This window comes from Devosia sp., assembly GCF_036676215.1.
Classification (GTDB): domain Bacteria; phylum Pseudomonadota; class Alphaproteobacteria; order Rhizobiales; family Devosiaceae; genus Devosia.
In genome coordinates this window covers 17,457-39,583 of the sequence record NZ_JAKFDJ010000016.1, presented here as the reverse complement: position 1 = coordinate 39,583, position 22,127 = coordinate 17,457, and the positions used below count along the sequence as shown (strand labels likewise).

The window sequence follows — 22,127 nt, the reverse complement described above, 5'->3', positions numbered from 1 at the left end:
AAACTCTGCTGCACGACCTTTCGCCCGCGCCAAGCTCCGCTTAGATAGGCAGACCAACAAGACTCGAAATGGAGCCGACAATGCTAGAGCTATTGGCCGATCCCAATGTGTGGATCGCCTTTGGTACCCTCACGGTGATGGAAATCGTGCTCGGTATCGACAACATCGTCTTCATTTCAGTGCTGGTGTCGCGTTTGCCCAAGGAGCAGGCCGATCAGGCGCGCAAGCTCGGCTTGTCACTGGCGCTGGTCTTCCGCATCCTGTTGCTGCTGGTCATCAGCTGGATCATCAGCCTCACGCAGCCTGCCATTTCCGCCTTCGGCCTTGACCTGTCATGGAAGGACCTGATCCTGATCGCGGGCGGTGTCTTCCTGGTCTACAAGGCCACCCACGAGATGCATGCCGCCATCGAGGAGCCGCATGAAGCAGGCATGGCCTCCAAGGCTACGGCGACCTTTGCCGCAATCATCGCGCAGATCATCGTCATCGACATGGTGTTCTCTATCGACTCGATCGTGACCGCAGTCGGCATGGCCGAGCATGTCGAGGTCATGATCGCCGCCGTCATCGTCGCCGTGGGCGTGATGTTCGTGGCCTCCGGCCCGGTCGCCAAATTCGTGGCCGATCACCCAACCACCAAGATGCTGGCACTGGCCTTCCTGCTGATGATCGGCGTGACGCTGGTAGCCGATGGCCTCGGATTCCACATCCCCAAGGGCTATGTCTACGCCGCGATGGGCTTTTCGGTTCTGGTGGAGTCGATCAACATCATCGCCAAGCAGCGCCGGCTGGCCAGCAAGGGCGGATCGGCCAAACCCGGCTTCACCCCCTTCACCGGTGACACCGGCTCGGTCTCCGCCGCGGCGGGCGTCGCCGCCGTCACCGGCAGAAAGCCCGGGCCCAAGACCACGCCGACCGCCCGCGCTCAGGCGCGGCCGAAATCGGCGCCCCGCAAGCCCCGTACGCCGAAGTGACCCGGGCAGTCGTCGTCCGCCAACTCGGCGGCCCCGAGGCTCTGAGCCTGGAGGACTGGCCACTGGCCAGTCCCGCTCCGGGCCAGGTGGCGCTGCGCCAGACCGCGATCGGCCTGAACTTCATCGACACTTACCAACGAAGCGGGCTCTATCCGGTGCAACTGCCCTTCGTTGCCGGCAATGAGGGAGCGGGCGTCATCACCGCCCTGGGCGAGGGCGTTACCGGCTTCCGCGTCGGCGATCGCGTCGCCTATCAGGGCCAGATCGGCGCCTACGCGGCTGAGCGTCTGGCCGCAGCCGACCGGATGGTGGCCATTCCGGATGGCATTTCCGACCAGACGGCCGCAGCGATCATGCTCAAGGGGCTGACGGCCTATTACCTGTTGTTCAAGACCTGGCCAGTGGCCAGAGGCGAGACCATTCTCTGGCATGCTGCCGCGGGCGGAACCGGACTCATAGCCACGCAATGGGCCAAGGCACTCGGCGCTACCGTGATCGGCACGGCCGGCAGCGCCGACAAGGTGGCGCTGGCCAAGGCGCATGGCTGCGACCATGTCATCAATTACCAGACCGAGGATTTTGCGGCCCGCGTGCGCGAACTGACCGGGGGCAGGGGCGTCGACGTGGTCTATGACGGCGTCGGCAAGGCGACATTCGAAAGATCCCTCGATTGCCTGCGACCCCGTGGCTTGATGGTCAGCTTCGGCAATGCCTCGGGCGTGGTTTCAATTCCCGATATCACGCTGCTGTCGCGCAAGGGCTCGCTCTATGTGACGCGGCCGACGGGCGGCCACTATCTGGGGACGCGCGCGGAGCTGGTCGAAGGGGCCAAGCGCCTGTTCGATGCGGTTGCGAGTGGCGCTATCAAGATCGAGATCGGCCGCACTTTCGCGCTGGCGGACGCCGCGGAGGCGCATCGGGCGCTGGAGAGCCGGGAGACTACCGGCTCGGTAATCCTACTGCCATAAGGCCGCGCGCCGGGCTGGACAGCCCGGCGCTCTATCGCTAAACGCTCACCCAACGGGTAGATGGCAGAGCGGTTGATTGCTCCGGTCTTGAAAACCGGCGAACGTGAAAGCGTTCCGGGGGTTCGAATCCCTCTCTACCCGCCAAGCTTCCGCTGCCACGATTTGGTCACCGCCATTAACGCAAAATGAATGGCGGATAGACGTCGGTTATCAGCAGGAAGGCATAGGCCCATACCCGAACAGCCCACCGGCCCACCCCAACGACGAAATCGAACAGGGGACGCGGATAGGATCCGGTGAACAGGATCGCGAACCAGGCCAGGATCGTCGCGAGTATGGCGAGCAGGGCCAGCACGACCAGGACGAGGTAGTGCGGGATCGCCAGCAGCCACTTCACCAGAGGCAGCCAGCGATTGAGATCCCGCTCCACGTCCGGGTAGTCTACTTCCAGATGGACGGATTGCTCATCGACGGTTGATGGATATCGGTCGGTCAGCAGGAAGAGATACGCTGCGACCCGCGCTCCAAACCGCCCCAGTTCCCGGGAAAAATCGAACCACCAGCGCGGATAACGCTGCCGAAACACGATCATCAGGACGGTGGCCAGAAACAGGCCGGCGGATATGCCGCCGCCCGTTGACCCGACCACGCGGCCTGCGTGGTCAATATGCTGGCCGCCGCCCGGACCGGTGACGAGGCCAAGCACGATGACGATTGGAATGGCCCATAGGGGACGGAAGAAGGTCGTCAGCCTGTCGAGTTGGCCCGGGTAGTCGACCTCAAGACGGGCGGCATAATTGGTTGGGTCGGTCATTTTGCACCTTCATACCAGTCGAATGACTGGCCAACACGCATGAAGCTACCACCTTGCCGATACCAATAACTGATCCAGATCAAAATCGGGCAACCTTGCCCGCGGTCGTCGTGGCGTGCCACAAGGGCGAAACCTGTTCGCCAGACGCCCGCTGCGCACCGATAGCGGATTGGCCGGACAGCGCCATCCAGGGCTGCGTTGAAGCAAAGGAAGACAAGTGAGCCGGAAGGAATTTGATGCATCGCGCATGCGCCGGATGAAGCGCATTGCCGCCCGGCATGGCCTGACCATCCTCACCGCTGAAAAGATCAAGGTGCAGGGCGGCAAGGGCGGCCACGCGCTGCGCGAGGACGAGAGCTTCAAGGTGATTTACGGAAATGTGCCCCAGCCGTTTTCGGCGACGCTCGACGAAATCGAATCCTATCTCGACAATCTCGAAGCGGGGCAAGAGTAAGGGTCGCTGCCCCTTCTGACAATCGCCCTCAGCGCGGGCAACCGCCAATTTCCATTATTTATTCCGTAACGGGAATCGCCGCACAATCACTCCATTGGCTAACTTGGAGGCGCGTTATTGTGTTCACTCTGATTAACGCCGACGCCGAAGACGACGACGCCGAAATCACCGATCCCCAGGAAATCGCAGAGCTGTTTGCTGCCATTGCCGCGGTCGCCATTGAGGCGATCGGGGCCGGGCAGGCCAGAGAGCTTTTCGACGCCGTGGTCGAACAGGACGGCAAAGACCCGAACTGACCGGACATAATCGTCCCGGCAGGTCAAATCCGGCCAATGCGCCCAGGCGACATTGGCGCCAACGAACGGTCTTCCGAGCGGGGCAGAGCCTCACGCTTATGGACCGGGTTGACTGATCCGGGCGGGTCCGACAGGACTTGCTGCATGTTCCAGCCGAGGAGGCTGCGTCGTGGCAGGCTCGTCCGCCTCCGAAACGTTCCCGATGCCGACGCTGATCCCGCTCGGCGACAGTTCCTTTCTGGTGCGTTTTGGCACGGTGCTCACCGATAGCGCCAACCGCGCCGCCATAGCCCTGGCGTCAGAGCTGACGCGCGTGCCGGTTCCTGGCGTCGTGGAAATCATGCCCAATCTTGTATCAGTGCTGCTGCGCTACGACCCGCTCGCGGCATCGCCGGCCATGATCCAGGGTGAATTGCGCCTGCGCTTGTTTGGCCTCGCCACCGACAGGCGAAAGGCGCACCGCTGGACGATCCCGGTCGTATTCGACGGTCCCGATCTGGATGAGGCCGCGACCTCCCTTGGGATGACGGCCGAGGCCTTCATCACCGCCCACAATGCATCGCCGCTGCGCGTACTCGCCACGGGCTTTGCGCCGGGCTTTGTCTATTGCGGACTGCATCCGGAAGGCCTGGTGCTGCCAAGGCGCACGGATGTCCGGTCAGCGGTGCCCGCCGGTAGCGTACTGTTCGCCGCGGGCCAGACGGCGATTACCGCCACCGAAATGCCAACGGGCTGGCATGTTATCGGCCGCACCGATTTCAGCAATTTCCAGCCGCTAAAGCAGCCGCCGACTCGGCTGGCAGCCGGCGATGTGATCCGGTTTGAGGTGGCGCCATGAACGTCATCCTGACCATCATGCGGGCAGGCCCCCTGACCAGCATCCAGGACGACGGTCGCTTCGGCATGCTGCGGCACGGCATCAGCGCCTCGGGGCCGATGGATCGCGCGGCATTTGCCGTAGCCGGGCAGCTGTCCGGCTGGGGACGGGGCGGCATCGAATTCACCGCGGCAGGGCTCGATATCCGGCTGACGAGTGGCAGCTGCGTGGTGGGTTTTGCGGGCGGAGATTTCGTCGTTCGGCACAATGGTACCGTTCTCGACTGGCCAGGCACGGTGGCGCTGTCAGCCGGCGATGCCTTGGCCGTGACGCCGGGCAGCTGGGGCAATTATGGCTATCTGCGGTTCGGCGGGGACATTGTCGCCAAGCCGATGATGGGCAGCATCGCCACCAGCAGCCGGGCGGGACTGGGCGGTCTTGACGGGCGCGCCCTGCGGGTCGGCGAAGTCATCGAGCTCTCCGGTACGGGGGAAACGCCCATGGAACCGGTCAGGTCGGAGCAGCCCGAGGGGCCGATCCGCGTGGTCTGGGGCCTGCATGCAGACCTGTTTCCGCAGTCCCTGCGCCAGCGCTTTGTCGAAGCGACCTTCGTCATATCGCCGCGCCTCGATCGCATGGGGGTGCGGCTGGAGGACCCGGGCGGGGTGTTTGCCGCTGCAACGATCCTCTCGCTGGTTTCCGACGCCATCGTGCCGGGCGATATCCAGATCCTGGGGGACGGTACTCCGATCGTGCTGATGCGCGACCATCAGCCCACAGGCGGCTATCCGCGCATTGCCACGGTGGCGACTGTCGATATCGACCGCTTCGCTCAGTTGCGGCCGGGCAGCAGCGTTGCCTTCATGCCAGTCACTGTCGACCATGCCCACCAGTTGTTGCGGAGCCGCCCGAGATGACCTCCATCGATCTTAACGCCGATCTGGGCGAGGGGATGGGCACCGACGAAGATCTGCTCGAGATCGTCTCCAGCGCCTCCATCGCCTGCGGCGGCCATGCTGGCGATGCGCCGACGATCCGCCATATCCTCAAGCTCTGCAAAGCACGCGGCGTGCGTGCGGGCGCCCATCCGGGCTATGCCGACCCCAAGCGGTTCGGCCGCTTCCGGGTCGTCATGCCGCTCGACCAATTGCTGGGACAGATCAGGAGCCAGCTTTTCCTCGTTCGCTTCATCGCCGACGAAGTGGGCATACCGCTGTCCTATGTGAAGCTGCACGGTGCGCTAGCCAACCAGACCGCCGAGGAGCTGGCATTTGCGGTCGGTATCTTCGCGACGATCCAGGCGATGAATGCGCAAATGGCAGTACTGGCGCTCGATAACAGCCAGCAGGTACGCGCCGCCAAGGCCGTCGGCATGCCGCTGATCCGCGAGGCCTATGCCGATAGGGCCTATACCGCCGAGGGGCTGCTGGTACCGCGGGCGCAGGAGGGGGCTGTCATTGATGACGCCGAGGCGGTGATCGAACGCTGCCTGCGGCTGGCCAGGGACGGCGAGATTGTCGCCATCGACGGAACGGTGCTGAAATCCTCGGCCCGCTCGATATGCCTGCATGGCGATACGCCGGGTGCGGTCGATCTGGCACGCGACGTCCGCGATGCGCTGGAAGGCGAGGGGATCACCATCGCCGCCATGCCGCCGGAACCGGCGGAGGACTAGAAATCCGTACCCTGGGCCTCGCGGTGGGGAGAGGGTGAGATCGGCGGAATGCCTTGTGCCGAAAGACCCAGGGTAAGGATGTCAGATCGCCAAGATACTCAGATAGCCAAGTATTCGTGGCGAAGCTCGGTATTGTCGAGAACCTCCTTGGCGGTACCGGAGAAGGCGACTTCCCCGGTATCGAGGATGACAGCGCGATCGGCCAGCTTGAGCGCGGCGACGGCGTTCTGTTCGACGATGATGGTGGTGATGCCCAGCGGCTTGATCGAATGAAGAATCCGCTCGATCTCGTGCACGATGACCGGAGCCAGGCCCTCATAGGGCTCGTCCAGCAGCAACAGCTTGAGATCGCGTGCCAGCGCACGGGCAATAGCCAGCATCTGCTGCTCGCCGCCCGATAGCGTCACGCCCTCCTGCTTGCGACGTTCAGCCAGGCGCGGGAAGCTCTGGTAGATCTGCTCCAGGCTCCAGCCATTGCCGGGCGCGACCTTGGCGAGAGTGATGTTCTCCTCGACAGTGAGGCCGGCAATGATGCGGCGATCTTCCGGCACCAGCTGGATGCCAGCGCGGGCCGCTTCGAAGGCCTTCATCTGGTGGATCGGCTGGCCATCGAGCCAGATTTCGCCCTGTCGCATCTGCGGAGTGTCGGTGCGCGCGATAGTGCGGAGCGTCGAGGTCTTGCCGGCGCCATTGCGGCCCAGCAAAGCGAGGATTTCGCCCTGGCGGACATCGAGCGAAACCCCCTGCACGATATAGCTCTCGCCATAATAGGCGTGCATGTCCCGGATCGAGAAGAACGGCCGCGTGGTTTCGATCGACGCGGCGTGGCTATTGGCCACTATCTGAGTTTCCATGGCGATAGCGCTCATCAATGGGTTCCTCCGAGGTAGGCTTCCTGGACCTTGGGATTGCCGCGCACCTGATCGGGCGTGCCGTCGGCGATAATGCGGCCCTGCGCCAGCACTGAGATCTTGTCGGCCAGCGAGAACACCACATGCATGTCGTGCTCGATGATGACCTTGGTCATGCCGCGGCTCTTGATCTTCTTGAGCAACTCGATGGTGGTGTTGGTGTCGTGCCGGCTCATGCCCGCCGTGGGCTCGTCGAGCAGCAGCAGGCGCGGATGCTGGATCAGGCACATGGCCAGCTCCATGCGGCGCTTGTCGCCACGGCTGAGGCTGCCGGCATGCATGTCTCGGCTGCTGTGCATGCCCACGTCTTCCAGCATATGCTCGGCCTCCTGGCGGATGCCGGTCTCGCTGTCGAGCGAGCGCAGCATGTTGAGCTTGAAGGCGCCGTCACGCTTGGCCAAAGCCGGGATCATCACATTGTGCAGCACGCTGAGATCGGCGAAGATTTCCGGCGTCTGGAACACGCGGGCAATGCCGAGCTGGTTGATCTGATAGGGCTTGCGGCCGGTAAGGACCGCCCCGTCGAACACCACCTGGCCGCTGGTCGGGGCCAGCTTGCCGATGATGACATTGAGCAGGGTCGATTTGCCGGCCCCGTTGGGGCCGATGATCGCGTGAGTCTGGCCTTCCTCCACCTGCAGGTCGATATCGGCGAGGGCATGCAGCCCTCCGAAGCGCTTGTGGACGTCGGCAACGTGCAGGACGACATTGGGTGTGGTCATGGCTTCGGCGTCCTATTCGGCAGGTTGGGGGTGCGGCGCGGCTTTGCCGGGCGTCGCGGACGACTTGTCCGGACGGGTGAAGAGATGCGCGATGCGGCGCACGCCCTCCATGATGCCGCCGGGCAGGAAGACCACGATGAGCACGAAGACCAGGCCCAGCGTCAGGAACCAGCCTTCGCCGACGAACTTGCTGGAGATGGTGACGAACACGCTGTCGACGCCTTCGGGCAGGAAGTCCCAGAACCGGTGCAGGATGGTTTCGTTGATCGCCGAGAAGATGTTCTCGAAATACTTGATCAACCAGGCGCCGATCACCGGACCGACCAGCGTGCCGGCGCCGCCCAGAATAGTCATCAGCACCACTTCGCCGGACGCCGTCCACTGCATGCGCTCGGCACCAGCGAGTGGATCGGTAACCGCAAGGAGAGCGCCCGCCAGACCGGCATACATGCCCGAGATGACGAAGGCGGCCAGCGTATAGGGCTTGGTGTTGAAGCCGGTATAGTTCATCCGCGTCTGGTTGGACTTGATGCCCTTGAGCATCATGCCGAAGGGCGAGTTGGTGATGCGCTGGGCGATGAAGAAGGCGACGATGAGAAAGCCGGCGCAGAAGTAAAAGCCGGCAAAGCCACCCAGCGACTGACCCAAGAGGGTCGGCACCGGCTGGCCCGGCATGGCTTCGCCGAACATGCGATCGACATGGCGCGGATCGTTCAGGGTCAGCTGCAGGCCGGTTTCGCCATTGGTGATAGGCGTCAGCACCGAATAGGCCAGGTTGTAGCTCATCTGCGCGAAAGCCAGCGTCAGGATGGAGAAATAGATGCCCGAGCGGCGCAGGCTCAGATAGCCGATGATGAGGGCAAAGACGCCCGAGATGGCAATGGCGAAGAGCATTGCCGGGATGGCATCAAGGCTGAGCAGCTTGAACGACCACACCGCGGTGTAGGAGCCCACGCCGAAGAAGGCGGCGTGACCGAAGCTGAGATAGCCCGTTAAGCCGAACAGGATGTTGAAGCCGACAGCGAAGATGCCGAAGATCATGAAGCGCTGCAGCAGGTCCGGATAGGCAGCCCCGAAGGGCTGCAACCAGATCGGCATGGCAAGCACCGCAATGGTGAAGCCCAGAAAGAGCAGAATGTCGTTGCGGGACATGGCCAGCATATCAGGCCTCCATCACGCCGCGCCGACCGAACAGGCCTCGCGGAAGAACCAGTAGAATGACGACGGCGACGAGATAGATGATGATCTGGTCGATGCCGGGGATAAGGGCTTTCACCTGCGTCATGGACGCAAAGGATTGGAGGATCCCCAGGAGGAAACCTGCTGCCACGGCGCCGGGCAGCGAGCCCATGCCGCCCACCACGACCACCACGAAGCTCAGCACCAAAAAGTCCATGCCGATATGGTAGTTGGGCGGCAGCAGCGGGGTGTACATCACCCCCGCCAGGCCTGCGACAACCGCCGCCAGGCCGAACATGATGGTGAAGCGCCGGTCGATATTGATGCCCAAGAGGCCAACGGTCTCACGATCGGCCATGCCGGCGCGAACCACCATGCCGAAGGTGGTGAACTGCAAAAAGGCGAAGACGCCGCCAATGATCGCGAACGAGAACAGGAAGTAGACCAGGCGCCAGATCGGATAGGTGATGACGTTGGCCTGCATGCCCAGAAAGGCGCCGATATCGGCGGCGCCGCGCAAGTCGGTCGGCATGGGTTGCGGGATGGGATTGGGACCGAAGAAGGATTTGATGAGCTCCTGCGCCACAATGGCCAGGCCAAAAGTCACAAGAATCTGCTCGGCATGCGGGCGTTTGTAGAAGTGCTTGATGATGCCGCGCTCGAGCCCGATTCCAACCAGCAGCATGATCGGAATGGTGAAGATGATGCTGAACGGCACCGAGTAGTTCACCAGTACGGCACCGAAGTCGCCAAACCACGCCTGCACTAGCGGGGCACGTACTTCGAGCGGCGCCCCCCAGGGCGAGAGCTGGTTTGGATCGACGGTGATCGTTTCAAGCGTCAGCAACTGGCGGAACAGCACGGCGCAGAAGGCGCCCAGCATGAACAGCGCGCCATGCGCGAAATTGACGACGCCGAGGGTGCCGAAAACGAGCGTCAGGCCCAGGGCGATCAGCGCATAGGCCGCGCCCTTGTCGAGGCCGTTGAGGAATTGCAGAAAGATGACTTCGAACATGATGTGCTCCTAGCGCGCCGTTCAGGTGCCTCATGGTGAGCAGGTCGAACCACGCGGCGTGGCACGATGCCTTGAGGCACGCCCTCGTGGTTCGACAGGCTCACCATGAGGTCTACTGAGAGAAGCCCGCCCCGGATGACCGAGGCGGGCAAGGCATGATCAGGCGCAGAGCGGCGCCGGTTCTGCCGGGCCGAGGTCGCCGCCGAAGATCGCGGGGTCGTAGGAAACGGTCTCACGATCGACTTCCTGCACGACGCTGAGCACGTCATATTCGCTCGTCGGGTTGTCATTGCCCTGCACGACAAGCACGTTCTTGATGCACTGGTGATCTTCGGCACGATAAAGGGTCGCGCCGTTGCCCATGCCGTCAAACTCGTGACCTTCCAGCGCCTTGATGACTTCGGGCGGATAGAAGGTGCCGGCGCGTTCGCAGGCATCGGCATAGAGCAGCGCCTGAACATAGGCGGTGTGCGCTGCCTGGGACGGCGGGGCGCCATAGGCGGCACCGAAGGACTTGGTGAAGGCAATGGTCCCCGGATCCTGCAGGTTCCAGTGCCAATTGGAGGTGCCGTAGATGCCTTTGATGTTCTCGCCGGCGCCCTTTGCCATCAGCTCTGAAAACAGCGGAACCACGATTTCAAAGTTCTTGCCGTTGGCCTGGCGATCGCGCATGCCGAACTGCACGGCCTGGGTCAGCGAGTTCACCATGTCATTGCCATAGTGGTTGAGCACCAGCACGTCGGCGCCGGAATTGAGAACCGGCGTGAGATACTGGCTGAAGTCGGCGGCGCCGAGCGGGGTGCGGACAGCTTCCACCGTCTGCCAGCCCTGCGCTTCGGTGGCTGCCTTCATCGATTCTTCCTGCGTCCAGCCCCAAGTATAGTCGGCCGTCAGGTGATAGGCGCGGCGGTCAGCGCCGTATTCCTGGCCAAGCACCGGCCCAAGGCCGATACCGGACTGGTAGGCATTGAAGAAGTGGCGGAATCCGTAGCGGCGCTTGTCCTTGCCGGTCGTGTCATTGGAATGGGTGAGGCCCGCCATGAAGATGACGCCCATTTCCTGGCAGAGACCCTGCACGGCAATGGCTTCGGCGGAGGATGAGCCGCCTGACACCATGATGGCGCCGTCGCGTTCGATCATGCGGGTCGCGCCAGCACGAGCCACATCGGCCTTGGTCTGGCTGTCGGAGGTCACGAAGGCGACCTTCTTTCCGAGAATGCCGTTGCCCTTGAGGGCCGTGGGGGTCAGTACGCCGATCAGGCCGCCATCGCCTTCGCCGTTCAGATGCTTCACGGCCAGCTCATAGGCCTTCTGCTCGTCAGCACCTTCTTCGGCATAAGCGCCGGTGAGCGGCAGGTTGAGACCGAAGGTCACGGTATCGCCGGTGGGATTGTTGCAGAATTCCTGCGCCCAGGCGCCCTTGGTGAATATCATGGGGGCAACGCCCGTGCCGATGATACCGGCCATGCCGGTCTGCAGCACCCTGCGGCGAGACAAGCCGCGCTTCAAAAGTGTCATTGATTTCCTCCTTTTGGCGCGGGGCGACTGATACTTAGCCAGCAGCTCACCGCAGCGGGAGTATGGCCACTTTGAGAAAAGGGCGGCAATATGTCTTTGTAATTGCAGTGATATTCTGTCAATAATTGTCCTGTTCGAGAGGTGAACTAGTCAATTTGTTGACAAGGGGGCAGGAATCCATGCGCGCGCCAATAGGCTTTCGCATCAGCAACAGGCGGAAATCGCTGAAGATTTCTCAGGCTTCGCTTGCAAGAAGCTTGGGTATTTCTGCCAGCTATCTGAACCTTATCGAGAACAACAAGCGCGACATTGGCGGGGCTCTGCTCAACCGCGTAGCGGCCCAACTCGACATCGATATCGATGAATTGGCCGGTCGGACCGAGCAGAAACTGCTGCAGGACCTTGAGGAGGCCTTCGCCGATCCCTTGGTCGAGTCGCTCGCCTTCCGTCCCGACGAGCGGCGGGAACTGGTGGCGCAATACCCCGCCAGCGCCGCCGCGCTGGCGCGCATGCACCGGGCCTATTCATCGGCCACGGCCCATGCCGATGCCTATGCCGACCGGTTGCGGTCGGACCCGCTGCTGTCGCAATTGCTGCACCAGATCCTCTCCGGGATTACCGCCGTCCGTTCCAGTGCCGAGATCCTGGAGGAAGTGACCGATCTGGACGAGGCCGAACGACGCCAGTTCCTGAGTGCCATCGGACGCGATACACGGACGCTGTCGGACGTGGCTCGCAATCTGATCGGCCAGTTCGAGACATCGAGTCAAAACCGGCGCAGCGTTTCGCCGGCGCGCGAGATCGATGACCTGATCATCGAGCGGCAGAACCACTTTCCCGAACTGGAAAGCGTTGCGGACGTGCTGCGCGCTGAGATCGAGCAATCCGGACAATTCGGCACAGCCACGCTTGCTGCCCTGCTCGAAAGCAAGTTTGGGGTGACGTTGCTCGTGGGCGGTGCACCCAACGACCCGGAGTTTCCCGGGCAGTACAAGTTCGACTCCGCGCGCCGCGCAATGTGGTTTCAGGGCGCATCGACCCTGGCAACCCGGCAGTTCCAATTGGCCCGCCTCTATGGGGAGCTCGCCGGTGCGGATGCAATTGCGCATACGCTGGAGAGCGCGACGCTATCAACGCCCACAGCGCACCGGCTGGCGTCACGCGCCGTCGGCTCGTATCTGGCCGGCGCCATGGTCTTCCCCTATGCGCGGGTGCTGGATGACGCAGAGGCGTCCGCTTATGACGTCGATCATCTGCGACAGGTCTACAATGCCAGTTTCGAGCAGGTGGCGCACCGTCTGGTGACCTTGCGCCGACCCGGCGAGGAGGGCATTCCCTTCGGTTTCCTGCGTTCTGACCCCGCGGGTCGACTGACCAAGCACTTTCCACTGCCCGGTCTTCTGCTGCCCAATAGCGGCCATGCCTGTCCGCTCTGGGCTATCTATGGCGCATTCCGGGTACCCGACACCATGTTGCGGCAGGTGGTGCGCTTCTCCGATGGCTCGCGCTATTTGTTTCTCGGCCGCACGGTGCAGCGGCGATCCGGTTCGTTCCGCGAGCAGCCGGTGCTGTCATCGGTCATGCTGGCCTGCGACGTGCTGCACGCCGACCGCACGATCTACGGTTCGGGCCTCGATCTGTCCGACCTTGCCGCGGACATTCCGGTTGGGCCGAGCTGTCGGCTCTGCACGAGGCGCGACTGTGCCAGCCGCCAGGAAGAGGCACTTTCACCTGGCGGAAGCCGCTCGGAAATCCGGGCGCCGCTGGTCCCCGCCGAATTCGGCCTTGGCGATCCGCCGTGATTGCGCTTAAGTGACACCATCTGCGGAGGGGAGACCGCGGGTTCGAGGGGGGATTTTGGCAATAGACGTACTTATTGCCGAGGATGAGCCGAGCATCTTGGAATCGCTCGACTTCATCCTGCGGCGCGCGGGCTGGACGATCAGCGCGGTCACCGACGGCGACGCGGCGCTGGAGGCGGTTCGGCGACTCAAGCCACGTGTACTGGTGCTCGACGTCATGCTGCCCAAGCGCAGCGGCTTCGAGGTGCTCAAGCAGATCCGCGCCGACGTTGAGACCCAATCACTGCCGGTATTGATCCTGACAGCCAAGGGGCAGCAACAGGACCGCCGCATTGCCGAAGAATTCGGAGCGGATGTGTTCGTCACCAAGCCCTATGCCAATGCCGACGTTGTCGGCGCGGTGCGACAATTGCTGGGCAAAGATGGCGGAACTCCGTAGGCTCAAGGGCGGCATGCTGCTGCTGACGGTGCTCGGCGCCATGCTGATGCTGCCGCCGCTGGTGTATGTGTTCAACCAGCCTATCATGCATTTCGGCATCCCGCAGATCGTGTTCTATCTGTTCGTGGTCTGGCTGCTGCTGATCTGCGCCACGGCGCTGCTGGTGCATGCGCTGCCGCGCGACGAGTCCGATGCCGAGCCCGGTGACGGTGAGCGCTGATGCTGTCGGCTGACTTCGTCATCGCCACCGCAGTGGGCTATGTAGGACTGCTGTTCGTGCTGGCCTATTTCGGCGATCGCCGGGCGCGGACGCACAAGAAATCGTTCCTGCATTCGCCCGCGGTCTACACGCTGTCCATCTCGGTCTATTGCACGAGCTGGACCTTCTATGGCGCCGTCGGCAACGCCGCGCGCAGCGGGCTGGAATTCCTGACCATCTATCTGGGGCCCACGCTGGTCTTCGTGGGCTGGTGGTTCCTGCTCCGCCGGCTGGTCCGCATCAGCCACCTGCAGCGCATCACCTCGGTCGCCGACCTGCTGTCGTCGCGCTTCGGCAAATCCAACCGGCTGGCGGTACTGGTCACCTGCATCGCGGTGGTCGGCATCGCCCCCTATATTGCCCTGCAACTCAAGGCCGTGACCTCATCCATCCAGGCGGTGGCCGGCTCGTCCGAATTCGGGCAGGGGAGCCTGGCCGGCATTGACGATGTGGGGCTCGCCTTCGGCATCGCCGCGGGGATGGCGCTCTTCACCATTCTCTTCGGCACGCGCCATGTGGACGCAAAGGAACAGCACCATGGTGTCGTCGCCGCCATTGCCTTCGAGGCCGTGGTGAAGCTGACCGCCCTCGTGGCGGTCGGCATCTTCGTGGTCTATGTGGGTGGGGGCTTCGAAAACATCTTCAGCCAGGCCGCCGAGATCGGCGTCACCATGGACGCGGAGAACACCTTCGACGCCCGCTGGCTGACGACGCTGGGCCTGTCGGTAGCCGCCATTGTCTGCCTGCCGCGCCAGTTCCAGGTGACGGTGGTCGAGAACTCCGACGAGAACCACCTGCGCGTCGCGAGCTGGGCCTTTCCCGCCTACATGCTGCTGATGAGCCTGTTCATCCTGCCCATCGCGGTGTTCGGCCTGACCCGCATGCCGGCAGGCTCCAACCCCGACATGTTCGCCCTCACGCTGCCAATGGCCTTCGGGCAGGACGGGCTGGCGCTCTTTGCCTTCATTGGCGGCTTTTCTTCGGCCACATCCATGATCATTCTGGAGTCGATTGCGCTCTCGATCATGGTCTCCAACCACATCATCATGCCGCTGATCCTGCGCTTCAGCTCGGGCAGAGGGGACGGGCAGGGCGTGACCAGCCTGCTGTTGATCGCGCGCCGCTTCTCCATCGTGTTGATCCTGTCGCTGGGCTTCTTCTACTTCTTCTTCACCCGGGATTCCGACGCACTGGCACCCATCGGGCTGATCTCGTTCACGGCAATCGCCCAATTCTTCCCCGCCGTCATAGCAGCACTGTTCTGGCGAGACGCCTCGCTCAAGGCGGCCACGGCCGCGATCGCCGCCGGATTCGTGGTCTGGGTCTGGTGCAGCTTCCTGCCGTCATTCGAATCGGTTTCGCCGCGCATAGCCTTGTTGCTGAGCCAGGGCCCCTGGGGCATTTCCTGGCTGAGGCCCGAGGCCCTGTTTGGTCTGGAGGGTGTCGACCCGCTTACCCATGCGGCCTTCTGGAGCATTTCTGTCAACGTGTTGACGCTGACCATCGTCTCGCTCCTGACCACCCAGTCGGCGCTCGAACGCATCCAGGCCAGCGTCTTCGTCGACGTGTTCAAGCGCGGGCAGGCGGCCCGGGGCAATTTCGTGGGGGGGGCGGCCACGGCCAATGACCTGTTCTTCGTGGCCGAGCGGGTGCTGGGAGATCGCCGCGCTGCGGCGCTGTTTGAAACCGAGGCACGCGAAAGCGGAGTCGATCCGGACATGCTGGAGCCCTCGCCCGGATTTATCGGCCGGCTGGAGCGCGAGCTGGCCGGCTCCATCGGCGCCGCCTCGGCGCATGTCATGCTCTCCAAGGTGGTTTCGGGCAGCGAAGTGTCGCTCGAGGAAATGATGCAGATGGCCGACGAAACCCAGCAGGTCATCGAATATTCGCAACAGCTGGAAAAGACCTCGGCGGAGCTGCGCTCGACGGCACAGCAGCTGGAGGACGCCAACGTCCAGTTGCGTGAACTGGACAGCCAGAAAGACGAATTCCTCAGCCAGGTGAGCCACGAGGTGCGCACACCGATGACCTCGATCCGTTCCTTCTCGGAAATTCTGCTCGATGATCACGACATCGACGCCCGACAGCGCCAGCACTTCGTTTCGACCATCCACCAGGAGAGCCTGCGGCTGACCAAGCTGCTTGACGAAATCCTCGACCTGTCGGCGCTGGAGCGGGGCGAACGGGCCTGGGACAATGTGCCGATGGATGCCGAAGCCGCACTCGACCGGGCGCTGACCGTTTGCGAGGCGCTGTTGCGGCAGCGTGGCATGAAGGTGGAACTGGGCGAGCGCGCACAAAGGACCATGGTCGAGGGCGACGCCGACAGGCTCTGCCAGGTCTTTATCAACCTCATCTCCAATGCGGTGAAATACAATGACTCGGACGCGCCCCTGCTGCGCATCTCCTCCACGGTCAGGGCGGGGAGCTATGTGGTGGAGATTGCCGACAACGGCCCGGGCATCGCCAAGCGTGAGCGCAAGCTGATCTTCGAGAAATTCTGGCGCGGCCCTGGTGGCGTTGCCGATCAGGGTGGCGCGGGGCTTGGGCTGGCGATTTCCCGACAGATCATCGCCCGCATGAACGGGTCGCTGGACCTGGTGCAGGGCCTGCTGCCCGGGGCGTGTTTTCGTGTCAGGCTCGCAGTGTTGAAGTAGTGTCACCTCCCTTGGGGAGAGGCGAGATGCCGTCGGCCGGCTTGTCTTTTTCCGCACTCATAACCAACTGCCTTGCCAGCCTTCCAATGCGGGCGCAAGAAGGCTGTCCCCGTTCGGGGCGCGACAATCAAGGTAACCTTTGCGATGACCATCTCTGTCTATGACGTGACCGTGCCGGTATTCACCCGCATGCTGACCAATCTCCTGGCCATCATGGACAAGGCCGAAGCCAGCGCTGCCGAGCGCAAGTTCGACACCAAAGTGCTGTCCGACATGCGGCTCTCTCCGGACATGATCCCATTTCGTGGCCAGGTGATGATCGCCACTGACCACGTCAAGGGTTGTGTCTGCCGCCTGGCTGGTCGTGAAATCCCCTCATGGCCGGACACCGAGCACAGCTTCGAAGAATTGCGGGCCCGCCTCAACAAGGCGCTCGACCTGCTTGCCACGATCAAGCCCGAAGACCTGGACGGCAGCGAGAGCCGCGAGGTGACGCTGAAGCTGGGTGGCCAGGACGTTACCATGCCCGGCCTGACCTATTTGACGGAACGCGCGCTGCCGAACTTCTTCTTCCACGTCACCACCGCCTACGCCATTCTGCGTCATGGCGGCGTGCCTGTGGGCAAGCGCGACTATATCGGCTAATTCTTGCCGAAGGCCGGGTTCTGGACCTGCGGCGTCTGCGTCCTGTTCTGGGGTGTGGCTGGCGTGTCTGAGCCGGGATCGGCCACCGGATTGTCCTCGACGCAACTGCCCGCACCACGCACTCTGAAGGGGGACAGCAGACCCCCCTGGAAGCGCGCGTAACGAAACTGGACGCTGAGCGGCGCCCGGGCCGGATCAAGCCGCTGGTAGAGCAGCGTCTGCTGCCTGGCGGCAGTCCCCACCTCGCACTGGCCGTCGAGCACTTCACAGTCCCCGGCATTGTTGCAGATCAGCAAGGCACCCTCGTACAGCATGACGCGGGTGATGCGCGGCTCGACGACAAGGTCGAACTCGGTGCCACGCACGGCGATGGCCGCCGTTGGGGTGTTGATCGAATAGGCGGGCTTGGGGCTGTTGCCGGTGATGAAGCGGAACGAGCCGCCCAGCGCATTGATCGTCAGCTTCTGCGCGGTGTTGCTGGTTGCCATCAGATAGGTTTCGATCAGCAGTGAGCTGCGTGGACCGACCACTAGTCTGGTATCGTCATCAAAGACGATCTGGACCTGCCCGGACGAGCCGGTGATGATCATTTCGCCGACCGACACATCGGTGCCAACATGCAGCAGCCGATCGGTGGAGCTGAGCCGCGCTACCGCGTCGGGGTTGACCCCGACCGCGGTCCCTTCGCCCGCCGCATGGGCGGCCGGTGCCGCAAGCGACAGGCACAGACCAAGCAAATGTACCAATAAAAACTGTTTCATCATGGCTCCGCTTGTCGCAATGCGCAGCTGAATGCCGAATGAACGATAGTATTCACGGTCATGGCGCGGAGACAAGCCGCCGCCTGCGGTTCCAGCCTGCACCTTGGAAAAGCATCGCCGTCTGTTGCCGTGGCCTCGGGCAGGCGCTATTTGCAGCGCATTGCGGCAAGCCGCTCCAGCCCAGCAAGAGGCAATCATGAGACTGGCATTCGTCATCCCGGCCTACAATGAAGAAGCGCTGATCGGCAAATGCCTTGAATCGGTGATTGCGGAAATCGCGCGTTCCGGGGCCGATGCCGAGGTCATTGTGGTCAACAATGCCTCGAGCGACCGCACCGGCGAGATTGCCCGCAGCTTTCCCGGCGTCCGGGTTGTCGATGAGCCCAAGAAGGGCCTGGTGAACGCGCGCGACGCCGGCTTTGCCGCCAGCGAGGGCTTCGAGCTGATCGCCAATATCGACAGCGATACCATCGTGCCCCCGGGCTGGCTCGATACCGTGCTGGCTGAATTCGGCCGCGACCCCAAGCTGGTCTGCCTGAGCGGGCCCTATGTCTATTACGACATGAGTGCGTGGAGCCGGTTCCTGGTCAACATGTTCTATGGCCTGACCTACCTGATCTACATTCTCAACCGCTTCGTGCTGCGGGTGGGCTCGGTGGTGCAGGGGGGCAATTTCGTCTTCAAGCGCGCCGCCTGGCAGCAGGTCGGCGGCTACGACCGCTCGATCGAGTTCTTCGGCGAGGATACCGACGTCGCTGTGCGGCTGTCCAAGGTCGGCGGGGTCAAATGGACCTTTGCCCTCAAGATGATGACATCGGGCCGTCGCCTGGAGAAGGAGGGCGTGTTCCGGACCGCGGGCACCTATACGCTGAACTTCTTCTGGGTAACCTTCCGCGGCAAGCCGGCGACCAAGAAATACACCGATATCCGGCCAGACTGACGCGGCGGCCAGCCCACCATTCGGGGAAATATAGCTGTTACCGGTGAGGCAACGTTAAGTTTCCCAACAGTGGGGGAATCATCGGATGCTGGGCCTGCGCTAGGATGGGTTGCCGCATGGTGCGGCAGAGGGCCGGAACGTGACGACGATCCCCTCGCAGCTACCCCAGATCGTGACGGCGGCCCGTTCCGGGGCCCTGCAGGCATTGGCTCTGCAGGCCGGGCAGGTGCTGGACGGCAGGGTCGTCGGCGCGGCCCCCAATGGCGGCACGCAGGTGGAAATCCGCGGCCAGATGCTGAACCTGCTGCTGCCGCTGGCAGCCAAGGCCGGTGAGACGCTCAAGTTCGAGGTCCAGGGTAGCGGCCAGCAGTTGCGTCTGGCGCTGCAACTGCCAACCACCACGCCGTCGATACCCAGCGCTGCGCCGCCCACACCGAGCCCAGCGCCGCCATTGCCGCAGGCCAGCGCCGTCCCGCAGCAGGCGCCCCCGCCATCGATGCCGATGACGCAGGCTCAGACGCTGCCTGCGCCGCCGGCGCCCCTATCCACCAACCCGGCCACCGCGGCGACACAACCGGCACCTGCACAAGCGGCCGGCCCCCCGGTGCAACCGCCGGCAACCCCTTCCAGTCCGTCGACTTTGCCGCAGCCTACCGGTGCTCCAGCCGGGCAGGCGAGCGCGCCGACGACTCTCGCACCACCACCATCCGCAACCGCATCCCCAGTCTCGCCGTATCCCCAGGCTGCCACGCCGGCGCCCCAGCCCATTCCGGTAGCGGCGGCAAGCACCGGTCCGGCGGTGCCGGCACAGCCTTCCGCGGCGGCTGCGCCTGCCGGTATTCGTCCGGTGGTGCCGGTCTCGCCGACGACGCCCGCCGCAAATGCGGTCGGCAATCCCCTGCCGACCGCAACGTCCCAGCAACCGGCAGCAAGTCCGCCAGCCACTGCACAGGCAGCTCTTGCCCAAATGGTGCAGGCCTCGGTTCCCCGGCAAGGCGCGGCAACCGGCCTGACGGCGGCACTCACCGGTATTGCCGGCAAGGTTGTCCTGCCTGAGCCGGTGGCCCGTGCGGCCCAGCAGGTATTGGCGAGACGAGTGGCGATCGACGCCCCAAAATTCGACGGTGCCATGCTGCAGACCGCGGTCAAGCGTTCCGGCGTGTTCCAGGAGGCCGGATTAGCGCGCGGCCAGATGCCACTGCCGCAAACCGACATGAAGTCGGCCCTGCTGGCCCTGAGGCAGACCCTGGTCACCTGGCTCGGCCCGCAGGCCCCGGTGGCGGCCGTTGCCCATATCCCGCCCCCGCTCAAGGGTGGCGTGCCCCGGGCCCGCGGTGCAGAGGCCCCGCCGGTCGATCCGTCGGCCGCCCCCGAGGAGGTCGGCAAGCAGTTGCTGGAGCGCACTGAATCCGCGTTGGCGCGGGTGCGCCTGCATCAGCACGCATCGCTGCCCGACGCCATGGCCAGGACGGCTGACTGGAGCACGGATCTGCCAGTCCTGATCGGCTCGCAGCAAACCCTGCTGCAACTTCAGATCCACCGCGATCAACACAATGAATCCGACGCCACTGCAGAGCGCGGCTGGCAGATGCGGTTCGCGATCAGCCTGCCGGGCATGGGAGAGGTGGGGGCGCAGGTGTCCCTGCGGGCCGGCGTCACTGGCATCATGCTCTGGGCCACCGAACCTGGCACCTCCGCAGCTCTCGAAGGCGAGGTGGCATCGCTCAGGGATACGTTGGCCGCCGCTGGCCTGAACCCTGGCGCCGTTATCGTCCGGCACGGCGAACCGCCCACTCCACCGCCCGCACCCACCGGCCATTTCGTGGACGCCCGCACATGAGCGATGACCCCAAGCCCCGCGCGCTGGCCGTGGCGCTGCAATATGAGAAGGGCACGCGCGAAGCGCCGCGCGTCGTCGCCAAGGGCAGGGGACTGCTGGCGGATCGCATCGTCGAGCTGGCGCAGGAAAATGGCGTCATCGTCGAGGCCAATCCGGTGCTGGCCGAGGCCCTGAGCGGGGTGGAGATCGACGACACGATCCCGCTTGAGCTCTATGAGGCCGTGGCGATTGTCATCGGTTATGTTTTGCGGGTGAGCGCACAGAAATAGGCCCCGCAACGGAATTGCGGGGCCCGCATTCAAGTCCGGCTTACTGAACGCCGAGCATCTGCTTGGTGGCCTGTTCGGCGGCATCGCCAAGCTGCTTGATCTGCGCGTCGGTCAGGCCCTGTGCCTTGCCCGCGTCTTCTGCCGCCTTGCGTGCTGTGGCGATGGCCTGGGTCTTCTGCTCGGGTGTCATGGACGCGGCCTGCGCCTGGACAGCCTGCAGGGCCTGCTCCGGAGTCACCGTCGTTGCGTTGGCTGCGGGAGCCATGGCAGGCTCGGCCGCGACGGGAGCTGCAGCGGGCGCGGTGACCGCGGGCGTTTCGGCCGCTGCTTCGGCCGGCGTCTCAGGGTTGCTGCAGGCAGCAAGGGTCAGCATGGCAATAGCGGCCAACGGCAGCAGGATCTTTGCAGTCATTTGTTTTTCCAATGATTTTGCGGCCAAGACGGATGACCGATCACAGGCTCGTTACACTGGGAGTCCCGGCAGAGTTTTGGCGAATTGATGGCTTTTTCGCGACGACCAAGTAAAGCCCTGCAAATCTGCTTACTCACCCATTGCAACGACATGCTGGCTTTCCCATTTGGAAGACCTCACCAGTCGCTCATGGAGTGGGCACATGCCGAATCAGCAAGACCAGCAGGCCATCGATGGCCTGTTCGACCGCATCGAGGACGTGGCGCGAAAAAGTCCGCCGCGCGATCGCGACGCCGAGGCGCTGATCCAGCACCGGCTGCGGGAATATCCGCCGGCGCCTTATTACATGGCGCAGACCATCCTGATTCAGGAACAGGCCCTGCGGCAGGCCCAGGAGCGTATCGAGCAGCTGGAAGCCAGCCAGCGCCCGGCAGGCGGGTTTCTGGGCGGCCTGTTCGGCGATGCCGAGCCGCAGCATCGGCCGGCCCGCAGTCGCGGACCATGGGATCGCCAGCAGCAGGACTATGACGACCGGCGCGGGCAGGGGGGCGGCTTTCTTGCCGGCGCGGCGCAAACGGCCCTGGGCGTAACCGGCGGCGTGCTGCTGGGCAGCGCCATTGCCGGCATGCTGACCGGCGGCGCCCATGCAGCTGAGCCCAGCGCAGGGGAAGGTGCCGATCCGTCGGAGGACCAGGACTTCGATGCCGGAGGCGACGATTTTGGCGGCGGGGACGATTTCGACTTCGGCGGTGGCTTCTAG

General features: G+C 63.7%; 24 protein-coding genes and 1 tRNA gene. 17 read left to right on the top strand and 8 right to left on the bottom strand.

The genetic code is table 11. The annotated features are described in order from the left end of the window. The first annotated feature begins 80 nt into the window (after positions 1-80). From V6M52_RS01165 to V6M52_RS01155, 3 genes are all read left to right on the top strand, one after another. Entirely contained in the window at positions 81-974 is an 894-nt protein-coding gene (locus tag V6M52_RS01165) for a TerC family protein (RefSeq protein ID WP_332698538.1), read from the top strand. Further along, on the top strand, positions 971-1,942 hold the full coding sequence (locus tag V6M52_RS01160; RefSeq protein WP_332698535.1) for a quinone oxidoreductase family protein: 972 nt from the start codon (positions 971-973) through the stop codon (positions 1,940-1,942). Before V6M52_RS01165 ends, V6M52_RS01160 begins: the two co-directional genes overlap by 4 nt. Positions 1,943-1,996: 54 nt before the next feature. Then, positions 1,997-2,086 (top strand) — tRNA-Ser (locus V6M52_RS01155). 31 nt (positions 2,087-2,117) lie between these two features. On the opposite strand, the gene V6M52_RS01150 is transcribed toward V6M52_RS01155, so the two are convergent. Then, positions 2,118-2,756, bottom strand: a complete 639-nt coding sequence (locus V6M52_RS01150) for a DUF4389 domain-containing protein (RefSeq protein ID WP_332698532.1) — start codon at positions 2,754-2,756, stop codon at positions 2,118-2,120. Positions 2,757-2,973: 217 nt separating this feature from the next. Here V6M52_RS01150 and V6M52_RS01145 point away from each other — a divergent pair, with 217 nt between their 5' ends. From V6M52_RS01145 to V6M52_RS01125, 5 genes are all read left to right on the top strand, one after another. Next, on the top strand, positions 2,974-3,210 hold the full coding sequence (locus V6M52_RS01145) for a hypothetical protein (protein WP_332690345.1): 237 nt from the start codon (positions 2,974-2,976) through the stop codon (positions 3,208-3,210). Between the two features lie 119 nt (positions 3,211-3,329). Beyond that, positions 3,330-3,506, top strand: a complete 177-nt coding sequence (locus V6M52_RS01140; protein ID WP_332690342.1) for a hypothetical protein — start codon at positions 3,330-3,332, stop codon at positions 3,504-3,506. A gap of 169 nt (positions 3,507-3,675) precedes the next feature. Further along, positions 3,676-4,344: a 5-oxoprolinase subunit B family protein gene (locus V6M52_RS01135; protein ID WP_332698529.1), complete on the top strand. Its 669-nt coding sequence runs from the start codon at positions 3,676-3,678 to the stop codon at positions 4,342-4,344. Next, positions 4,341-5,240 carry a biotin-dependent carboxyltransferase family protein gene (locus V6M52_RS01130; RefSeq protein ID WP_332690336.1) on the top strand — a complete coding sequence of 300 codons (900 nt, stop codon included), beginning with the start codon at positions 4,341-4,343 and terminating at the stop codon, positions 5,238-5,240. Before V6M52_RS01135 ends, V6M52_RS01130 begins: the two co-directional genes overlap by 4 nt. Further along, entirely contained in the window at positions 5,237-5,998 is a 762-nt protein-coding gene (locus tag V6M52_RS01125; protein ID WP_332690333.1) for a LamB/YcsF family protein, read from the top strand. Before V6M52_RS01130 ends, V6M52_RS01125 begins: the two co-directional genes overlap by 4 nt. A gap of 98 nt (positions 5,999-6,096) precedes the next feature. On the opposite strand, the gene V6M52_RS01120 is transcribed toward V6M52_RS01125, so the two are convergent. The 5 genes from V6M52_RS01120 to V6M52_RS01100 all read right to left on the bottom strand — a co-directional run bounded on the left by V6M52_RS01120 (position 6,097) and on the right by V6M52_RS01100 (position 11,343). Continuing rightward, entirely contained in the window at positions 6,097-6,852 is a 756-nt protein-coding gene (locus V6M52_RS01120; RefSeq protein WP_332698578.1) for an ABC transporter ATP-binding protein, read from the bottom strand. Positions 6,853-6,866: 14 nt separating this feature from the next. Continuing rightward, positions 6,867-7,631 (bottom strand): ABC transporter ATP-binding protein, encoded by a 765-nt coding sequence (locus V6M52_RS01115; RefSeq protein WP_332690330.1) that lies wholly within the window; start codon positions 7,629-7,631, stop codon positions 6,867-6,869. A 12-nt stretch (positions 7,632-7,643) separates the two neighbouring features. Further along, positions 7,644-8,792 carry a branched-chain amino acid ABC transporter permease gene (locus V6M52_RS01110; RefSeq protein ID WP_332698524.1) on the bottom strand — a complete coding sequence of 383 codons (1,149 nt, stop codon included), beginning with the start codon at positions 8,790-8,792 and terminating at the stop codon, positions 7,644-7,646. A 1-nt stretch (position 8,793) separates the two neighbouring features. Then, complete coding sequence (locus V6M52_RS01105; protein WP_332690324.1) at positions 8,794-9,825, bottom strand: branched-chain amino acid ABC transporter permease; 1,032 nt, start codon at positions 9,823-9,825, stop codon at positions 8,794-8,796. Positions 9,826-9,984: 159 nt separating this feature from the next. Further along, complete coding sequence (locus V6M52_RS01100) at positions 9,985-11,343, bottom strand: substrate-binding protein (RefSeq protein ID WP_332690321.1); 1,359 nt, start codon at positions 11,341-11,343, stop codon at positions 9,985-9,987. A gap of 179 nt (positions 11,344-11,522) precedes the next feature. Here V6M52_RS01100 and V6M52_RS01095 point away from each other — a divergent pair, with 179 nt between their 5' ends. The 5 genes from V6M52_RS01095 (at position 11,523) to V6M52_RS01075 (ending at position 17,145) form a co-directional block, all read left to right on the top strand. Continuing rightward, the gene (locus tag V6M52_RS01095) at positions 11,523-13,145 is read left to right on the top strand and encodes a helix-turn-helix domain-containing protein (protein WP_332698521.1); all 1,623 of its coding nucleotides are present in this window, start codon (positions 11,523-11,525) and stop codon (positions 13,143-13,145) included. A 10-nt stretch (positions 13,146-13,155) separates the two neighbouring features. Further along, positions 13,156-13,584 (top strand): response regulator transcription factor, encoded by a 429-nt coding sequence (locus V6M52_RS01090; protein WP_332690315.1) that lies wholly within the window; start codon positions 13,156-13,158, stop codon positions 13,582-13,584. Beyond that, a complete protein-coding gene (locus tag V6M52_RS01085; protein ID WP_332690312.1) occupies positions 13,568-13,804 on the top strand; it encodes a hypothetical protein in 237 nt (78 codons plus the stop codon). The genes V6M52_RS01090 and V6M52_RS01085 overlap by 17 nt, the downstream gene beginning before the upstream one ends. Continuing rightward, entirely contained in the window at positions 13,804-16,500 is a 2,697-nt protein-coding gene (locus V6M52_RS01080) for a sensor histidine kinase (protein WP_332698518.1), read from the top strand. The genes V6M52_RS01085 and V6M52_RS01080 overlap by 1 nt, the downstream gene beginning before the upstream one ends. A 144-nt stretch (positions 16,501-16,644) precedes the next feature. Then, positions 16,645-17,145: a DUF1993 domain-containing protein gene (locus V6M52_RS01075; protein WP_332690306.1), complete on the top strand. Its 501-nt coding sequence runs from the start codon at positions 16,645-16,647 to the stop codon at positions 17,143-17,145. Here V6M52_RS01075 and V6M52_RS01070 read toward each other — a convergent pair. Further along, positions 17,142-17,909, bottom strand: a complete 768-nt coding sequence (locus V6M52_RS01070) for a FecR family protein (protein WP_332698515.1) — start codon at positions 17,907-17,909, stop codon at positions 17,142-17,144. The genes V6M52_RS01075 and V6M52_RS01070 overlap by 4 nt on opposite strands. A gap of 193 nt (positions 17,910-18,102) precedes the next feature. Between V6M52_RS01070 and V6M52_RS01065 the strand changes: the two genes are divergently transcribed. The 3 genes from V6M52_RS01065 to V6M52_RS01055 all read left to right on the top strand — a co-directional run bounded on the left by V6M52_RS01065 (position 18,103) and on the right by V6M52_RS01055 (position 20,955). Beyond that, positions 18,103-18,846 (top strand): glycosyltransferase family 2 protein, encoded by a 744-nt coding sequence (locus tag V6M52_RS01065; protein ID WP_332698512.1) that lies wholly within the window; start codon positions 18,103-18,105, stop codon positions 18,844-18,846. A gap of 226 nt (positions 18,847-19,072) precedes the next feature. Further along, positions 19,073-20,686: a flagellar hook-length control protein FliK gene (locus V6M52_RS01060; RefSeq protein WP_332698509.1), complete on the top strand. Its 1,614-nt coding sequence runs from the start codon at positions 19,073-19,075 to the stop codon at positions 20,684-20,686. Then, positions 20,683-20,955 carry an EscU/YscU/HrcU family type III secretion system export apparatus switch protein gene (locus V6M52_RS01055; protein WP_332689948.1) on the top strand — a complete coding sequence of 91 codons (273 nt, stop codon included), beginning with the start codon at positions 20,683-20,685 and terminating at the stop codon, positions 20,953-20,955. The genes V6M52_RS01060 and V6M52_RS01055 overlap by 4 nt, the downstream gene beginning before the upstream one ends. A gap of 40 nt (positions 20,956-20,995) precedes the next feature. Here V6M52_RS01055 and V6M52_RS01050 read toward each other — a convergent pair whose 3' ends face one another. Continuing rightward, positions 20,996-21,367, bottom strand: a complete 372-nt coding sequence (locus tag V6M52_RS01050; RefSeq protein WP_332698506.1) for a hypothetical protein — start codon at positions 21,365-21,367, stop codon at positions 20,996-20,998. 202 nt (positions 21,368-21,569) lie between these two features. On the opposite strand from V6M52_RS01050, the gene V6M52_RS01045 reads away from it, so the two are divergent. After that, positions 21,570-22,127 carry a DUF2076 domain-containing protein gene (locus V6M52_RS01045; protein WP_332689952.1) on the top strand — a complete coding sequence of 186 codons (558 nt, stop codon included), beginning with the start codon at positions 21,570-21,572 and terminating at the stop codon, positions 22,125-22,127.